This window comes from Kurthia sp. Dielmo (assembly GCF_000307285.2).
GTDB classification, from domain to species: Bacteria; Bacillota; Bacilli; order Bacillales_A; family Planococcaceae; genus Kurthia; species Kurthia populi.
This window is the reverse complement of record NZ_HE578959.1, coordinates 309991-316998: the sequence shown is the minus strand read 5'-3', so window position 1 is coordinate 316998 and position 7008 is coordinate 309991. Positions and strand designations below refer to the sequence as shown.

At 40.1% G+C, this 7008-nt stretch carries 5 protein-coding genes and 1 pseudogene; 4 read left to right on the top strand and 2 right to left on the bottom strand.

From position 1 onward, the window contains the following. The first annotated feature begins 236 nt into the window (after positions 1 to 236). The 4 genes and pseudogenes from KTHG_RS12755 to KTHG_RS12735 all read left to right on the top strand — a co-directional run bounded on the left by KTHG_RS12755 (position 237) and on the right by KTHG_RS12735 (position 4989). Complete coding sequence (locus KTHG_RS12755; RefSeq protein WP_139994023.1) at positions 237 to 2069, top strand: M60 family metallopeptidase; 1833 nt, start codon at positions 237 to 239, stop codon at positions 2067 to 2069. A 93-nt stretch (positions 2070 to 2162) separates the two neighbouring features. Next, entirely contained in the window at positions 2163 to 2783 is a 621-nt protein-coding gene (locus tag KTHG_RS12750) for an immunoglobulin-like domain-containing protein (RefSeq protein WP_139994021.1), read from the top strand. Continuing rightward, positions 2756 to 3220: pseudogene (locus KTHG_RS12745) on the top strand (NPCBM/NEW2 domain-containing protein). Before KTHG_RS12750 ends, KTHG_RS12745 begins: the two are co-directional and overlap by 28 nt. A gap of 722 nt (positions 3221 to 3942) precedes the next feature. After that, positions 3943 to 4989: a bifunctional transcriptional activator/DNA repair enzyme AdaA gene (locus KTHG_RS12735; RefSeq protein ID WP_255512452.1), complete on the top strand. Its 1047-nt coding sequence runs from the start codon at positions 3943 to 3945 to the stop codon at positions 4987 to 4989. Positions 4990 to 5030: 41 nt separating this feature from the next. Here KTHG_RS12735 and KTHG_RS12730 read toward each other — a convergent pair whose 3' ends face one another. Both KTHG_RS12730 and KTHG_RS12725 read right to left on the bottom strand, forming a co-directional pair. Further along, on the bottom strand, positions 5031 to 6212 hold the full coding sequence (locus KTHG_RS12730; RefSeq protein ID WP_126991343.1) for an amidohydrolase: 1182 nt from the start codon (positions 6210 to 6212) through the stop codon (positions 5031 to 5033). A gap of 12 nt (positions 6213 to 6224) precedes the next feature. Continuing rightward, on the bottom strand, positions 6225 to 7008 hold a 784-nt coding region (locus KTHG_RS12725; RefSeq protein ID WP_139994287.1), incomplete at its 5' end, for an AbgT family transporter.

Below are 7008 nucleotides of genomic sequence, written 5' to 3'. Positions count from 1 at the left end.
ATATATTCGTACAAAATCGACCACCATCTGTCTAAAAAAAACACGGAGAAATCCGTGTTTTTTATTTTAATATCAATATAGGACTTTTTTCTATTTAAAAATAATTTAATTTATGTCAAAAGTTTAAAATAATTGTAATAATATGTTTTTTATATTACGATTTTAACCATGTTTATTAATTATTTGATTTTTCAGATAGTTATAAGCGATTTTAATATTATGATGGGGGTTATTACATGAAAAAAGGCGTATCAATTGCCATAGCTACAGTTATAACACTTAATTTAACGACTTTACCAATCCTAAGTTATGCAACCGAATCGGAGACAAAAAACAGTGTACGTGCGAACACTGAAAATACCACCGCTTCTGTACAACCATTCTCTTTAAAGAATAGCGCATATTTAGCAGACTATGAGGCACTTTTTAAAATTGATTCTTCTCATATACAATCCATCAAAAACAATGGTGGCATTTATCATAAATCATTGCTAGATTATGCGATTGATGGGGATACAACTACGCACTGGGAAACAGGAAAGCCGAACAGTGATACATTTACGAATGAAGTCATATTTACATTTAATGATATGGAAGAGCTAAATCGAATTATTTACACCCCTCGCCCAGGTGGTAAAGGGTTTGCACAGCAATTCGAAATTTATACTTCTACTTCCGAAGCAGAAGATGATTTTACACGCGTAACTGTAGGCGAATATACTAGTTCGACGAATGATACGATTGAAATTCAATTTGCAAATACAGAATTTAAACGTTTAAAATTCGTTTTTAAAAAGGCCAATGCAAATTGGGCAGCTGCAGGGGAATTTTCCTTTTACAAACAAGACCAAATAGCTGAAGAGATGAACAGCCTTTTCTCAAATAATCTAATGTCAGAAGTAAGCACAGCCTATAATTCACCCGCTAAAATTGAGGAGCTTGAAAAGCAAATTACAAAGCATCCGCTTTCTGAAGAATACAAATCACAAATTTCCTTAGCGAAAAAAATTGTCAATGGGGAGTTGCAAACAGAGGGACGCATTATCACAGCTGAACAGCGTGGAAATATGGCGAGTTATGCACAGCAAACATTAAAAATGCCCTATGGCTCAAATTCGCAGCCTACAGGAATTGCTGCTCTAGTTGGGGAGGAATTAACCGTCTATGTAGAGGCAGATAGCACACAGCCACTACCACAACTCATGTTTACCCAGCAGGAGGGAAGCTGGAATGCGTGGAATCGAACGGTTAATTTAAAGCCAGGAAAAAATGTCTTTACTGTACCCGCAATTTATACGGGGAATGTGACACAAGGTGGTGCTGTTTATATTATCAATCCTTATACAACTGAACAGCAGAAAAAAGCGCCGGTTTTACGTTTTGAAGGTGGGGAGCGTTTCCCTTTATTTAAAAAAGGAGATGATGTTGCGGTATTTAAAAGCTTTTTAGAAACCTATCAGCAGCGACTAGCGAAAGATGTTGAAGCCCACCTGGAGGTAAAAGACCGTCAATTAATTGATGTGACTGAAATTATGAGTGATCGCATCTTATTTACAGGTACCGCTTCAGAAGCATATAAGCAATTTATTACTAATGATGTCAATCCGCAAACGACCGTTAGTGGATATGATAGATGGATTAAGAAACTATTTGATTTTACGGGTTTTGACAGTAGTAAGACAGTGCATACACCAGGAGAAATTCGTGAAAATATTCGATTAATGCAGCCCTATGGTGCGATGTATGCAGCAGGGAATCATACCGGTATACAGCGTAGCACCGTCCCCTTCTTATTTAGTGGGGATTTTAGTAAAACATATCCAGGCTGGGGCTTAACCCATGAAATTGGGCATCGAATGGCGGTTGGCATGCGAGAGTACGGAGAAGTGACAAATAATATGATCTCGATGGCAATGTCAGTAGAGTATAATGCGCTCGATAATCGAATTCCATATGAAACGATTTACAAGCATGTTATTAAAGAAAACCAAAAATCGATGACGGCACAAGGATTATCCGAACGCTTAGGTGCTTTTTGGCAGCTAGAATTAGCTCATCCAGGTTACTGAGCTGAACTGAATAAACTTTACCGTGAACAGCCTGTTTCCTTACCAAAGGGTGATTACTCAAAGCAGCAATATTTAATTCAATATTCTTCAGAAGTGTTAGAAAAGGACCTAAGCAGCTACTTTGCGCGACATGGCTTCACTGTAGGTGATGATACGAAAGAGAGAACGAGTATTTATGAGGCGCCGACAAAGATTTGGTATTTAAATAATAGTGTGATTTCTTATAAAGGACATGGCTTTACCGAGGACGCGCAGCCACAAGTTGATTTAACGCATGCAGCAACTAAAAATACGATTTCACTAGAGATGGACCCAGACAATCAAGAGCATGTACTTGGTTATGAAATTTACCGAGATGGTAAGCTTTTAGCATTCACTGCAACGAATAGCTTCACCGAGGAAATCACAGAAGATGCGACCTATCAAGTTGTTGCATACGATAAAAAGCTAAAGGCTTTAGAAGCTGTAGAAGTTCATACTACACAGCCTGAATTATCAATTGAACATCACGTAACCATTCCTGTAAATAGTGAATTTACGCCAAGTGATTACGTGACGGCTAAAAATAGCGCGGGTGACACTATTACTGATGAAGTTTCTATTACATCTAATGTCGATACAAAAGTTCCTGGTGATTATACAGTGATCTATAAAATAGAGCAGGAGGGTCAGCAAAAAACGAGAAAATGCGTGTCGTTGTTGCCAATCAGGTGACCTATACTTCAGATATTGACCCTGTATCAGCCACTATTGCATGGGGCGGCTTCCAGCGAGATAAATCGCCAGCAGGCAAATCCATTCATTTACTTCGTCAGGGTGTCGATACGACATACAAAAAAGGGCTTGGTACACACGCTCGCTCAACAGTCATTTATGATTTGAGTAACAGGGACTATGATTACTTTGAAAGCTATATTGGTATTGATCAGGAGATGCAGAATAATACCTCCTCGTCTGCTCGTTTTGAAGTATCAGTGGACGGTAAGCAAGTGTATGGCAGTAACACCTTTTATTCTACTACTTAAAGCGGCTTCGTAAATGTTTCATTGAAGGGCGCAAAGGAGCTGAAGCTTGTCACAACGGATGCTGGCATTAATGGAAATGCAGCAGATCATACGGTATGGGCTGATGCGAAGTTTGTAAAACGATAGTGTTTGTTAGAAATGCTTTATTAAAAATCGTCAAAAGCTCAACTAGCGTCTTTTGACTACGACATAATTTTAAATATGTGCCAAACAAAGCCTAAAGACGCAGGGAATATAAGCATTTGCATAACTATTTTGTATTTAAAAGCTGAACTAGCATAATTTAATATGAATGTAAGCGATAGTTATTAACTTTAAGCATAGAAAAAGGCTTGTTTTTGCCCGAAATGAGGCGAAAACAGCCTTTTTTGTTTCTCCGAGGGATCATTTTTGTCGAGCTTTAAGCGTGGATCTGGGCATTTGCTAGCGCGATTCTAGAAAACAGCAAGATGCTTGACCAATTTTCATTTTTCTATGTTGAAAACGACCTTTACAGTCCCGAAAATGACGAAAAAGGGGCGAAATCTGGGCTCTAAGGGGTACTTTTTAAGTTATTTTTATGCTATATGATACCAAGCATGCACAACTATCCTGCAAAGAAATGATAATGATTTATGAAAACCTCCTACTCGAATAGATACTTGTTAAATGAACAGGCTTATTCTCATAGTGCTGACACATATTTATTGATATGTCGTAGCCAAAACACGCTTTCTAAGGTGATGCGCGATTTCTGACGATAGGATTGGTGAGCTACCATATGAAAAAAATCGGTGTTAATTTTTTGGGTATAGAGAGAAGAGGAATTTGATAGACTAAGCTCATCAAGAAATGAAAGAAGGATGCATATGATTTCACAACCAGCGTTGATTGACGAATATTATCAAATGCTACTTGAAAAAAATTCACACTATGAGGGCATCTTTTTTGTTGGGGTCAGGACAACAGGTGTTTTCTGTCGACCGACCTGTCCAGCGAAAAAGCCTAAAAAAGAAAACTGTGAATTTTTCAAAACAGCGCAAGAGGCAGTGCTTGCCTCGTACCGCCCCTGTAAACGATGTCAGCCGCTTCATACACCGACTACATTATCAGCAGACGTACGAAAATTAGTGGAAGCCATCGAGGCAGATCCAGAGAGAAAATGGCGAGACCGAGATTTTGAGGAATTATCCATCAGTGCCAATACAGCACGTAGGCAATTTCAAAAAACATTTGGCATGACGTTTTTAGAATATGCGCGTGCGCGAAGACTTGGGATTGCCTTCAATCATATACGTAATGGTAAGCCCCTAATTGAGACACAGCTTGATAGCGGCTTTGAATCTAGCAATGGGTTTCGTGATGCCTTTACACGAATTATGGGAAATGTACCGCGCAGTAGTGGCGACATTCGCTTATTAACTGCCACTTGGATTGAAACAAAGCTTGGACCTATGATGGCCATTGCAGATGACGAGGTACTTTATTTGCTCGAGTTTGTCGATCGTCGAGGGCTGGAAAATGAAATCCTTACTATACGTAAAAAATTAAATGTAGCGATTGTGCCTGGGACAAATAAGCTCCTACAGCAGTTAACTACGGAATTAGCTGCCTATTTTGAAGGAACCTCTATGACTTTTCAGACACCCCTTTCAACTGAAATCGGCACACCCTTTCAAAAGGTAGTTTGGGAACAACTCCGCCAAATTCCAGTCGGTGAAACGAGAAGCTATAAGGAGCTCGCCATCCAATTAGGTAAACCAACAGCTGCCCGTGCAGTTGCACAAGCAAATGGTGCCAATCAAATCGCACTGCTTATCCCGTGCCACCGCGTTATTAATATAGATGGGCAGCTCGGTGGCTATGGAGGGGGACTGCAGCGAAAGGCTTGGTTGTTGGAGCTAGAAGGTCAATAAAAAAGGAAGTGCTTCTTCATGCGAGCACTTCCTTTTTATTATTATTTTAAATAATCTAACGTAGCGTGGCCTAATACCTTAGCTGCAATAGCTAATGCTCGCTCATCAATATCAAATTTAGGGTGATGATGTGGATAAACCTCGGACCATTCAGGATTTTTAGCACCTGTGAAGAAGAAATTGCCTGGTACGTGTTCAAGATAGTAAGCAAAATCTTCTCCGCCCATTTGTGGTTCACATACTAACCCTTGAAGCTCAGGCATTTTTTCGACGGTCTGCATAATATGATTCGTTTCAGCAGGATGGTTCACGACTGCTGGATAGCCTCGCACATATTCATACGTATAGCTCGCTTTCATGTAAGCACACGTCGCCTGTAATAACGACTCAATTTCTTTTTCAATTAAATCGCGTTCTTCTGCATTAAACGTACGAACAGTCCCTTTTAAATACACCTGGTCTGCAATTACATTAAACGGATTCAATGCTTCAATATGACCAATTGATATAACCGCTGGGTGGAGGGGATTAATTCGTCTTGAAACGATTTGCTGTAAATTCACGATAAACTGAGAAGCGATTAAAATGGAATCCTTCGTATCACTTGGATTAGAGCCATGTCCGCCTTTACCTTGAATGGTAATATAAATCGCATCCGCAGCTGCCATTAGTGGCCCGGGTGCCGTATAAATCGTCCCTAGCTCTAGTGGCGCCCATAAGTGTGTGCCAAAGATGACATCTACCCCCTCTAAGCACCCATCCTCAATCATCGCAATCGCGCCTCCCGGGGCAAGCTCTTCGGCATGTTGATGAATAAATACAATCGTTCCTGCAAGCTCATGCTGTAGCGCATTTAATGCTTTTGCGACAATAAGGAGCGTAGCGGTATGGCCGTCATGCCCACACGCATGCATGCGCCCATTAATTGTTGATTGAAAAGAGAGCCCTGTTTCTTCCGTAATAGCCAGCGCATCAAAATCAGCTCGTAGCGCAACAGTTTTTCCAGGCTTATGTCCCTTTAATGTTGCGACAACACCGTTACCACCCACATGCTCACGTACGTCATGTCCTAAAGCACGATGAAAGGCAGCGATTGTCTTAGGTGTTTCTACTTCCTCATACGAAAGCTCCGGGTTTGCATGGAAATGACGACGAAGCGCAATCATTTCTTCCTCATACGTATCAATTAATGTACTAAATTTCTCCTGTTGAATAATCGACATGGAAACATCTCCTTATTTTAAATGAATAAAATCACCAGGTCCTAGCGGTAAATCGAATAAGAACCAAATGGCAAATAGAATGACCCAACCAATCGCAAAGACAATAGAGTAGGGAAGTAGCGCGGAAATTAATGTCCCAATGCCAATATTCTTGTCGTAGCGTCTTGCGAAAGCTAAAAGAATGGCGAAATATGCTAGCATAGGTGTAATCGGATTGGTGATAGAATCCCCCACACGATAGGCAGCCTGTGTAACGGCTGGTGAATAGCCTAAGTACATAAACATCGGTACAAAAATTGGGGCTAATAATGCCCATTTTGCAGAAGCGCTGGCAATTAGTAAGTTGACAAAGGCACAAATTATAATAAAGCCAATAATCATCGGGAGGCCGGTAAAGTTTAATGCTTGTAATAGCTCAGCGCCTTTAATTGCCATAATCGAACCAATATTACTCCAGTTAAAGTAGGCAATCATTTGCGAGGCCACAAACGCTAATACGATAAACGGGGCCATATCTGCGATTGATTTAAAAATTTTCTCTGCAACATCTTTATCTGATTTCACTTCTTTTGACGCAATACCATAAGCAAGTGCTGGTAAAAGGAAGAAGAAGAGCATGATTGGCACAATACCTGTCATAAATGGTGAGTTTAAGAAGCTACCTGTTTCTGGATCTCTTAAAAGACCATTAGAAGGAATGACCGTAAATGCAATAACGACACAATAAATAATTGTGACAATGGTTGCCCATTTTAAGCCTTTTTTCTCCAGTGCAGTTAATGGTTCTAATTTGTCT

Coding starts and splice junctions, on each gene's coding strand:
- KTHG_RS12755 (WP_139994023.1), top strand. CDS start 237: ATGAAAAAAGGCGTATCAATTGCCATAGCTACAGTTATAACACTTAAT.
- KTHG_RS12735 (WP_255512452.1), top strand. CDS start 3,943: ATGATTTCACAACCAGCGTTGATTGACGAATATTATCAAATGCTACTT.
- KTHG_RS12730 (WP_126991343.1), bottom strand. CDS start 6,212: ATGTCGATTATTCAACAGGAGAAATTTAGTACATTAATTGATACGTAT.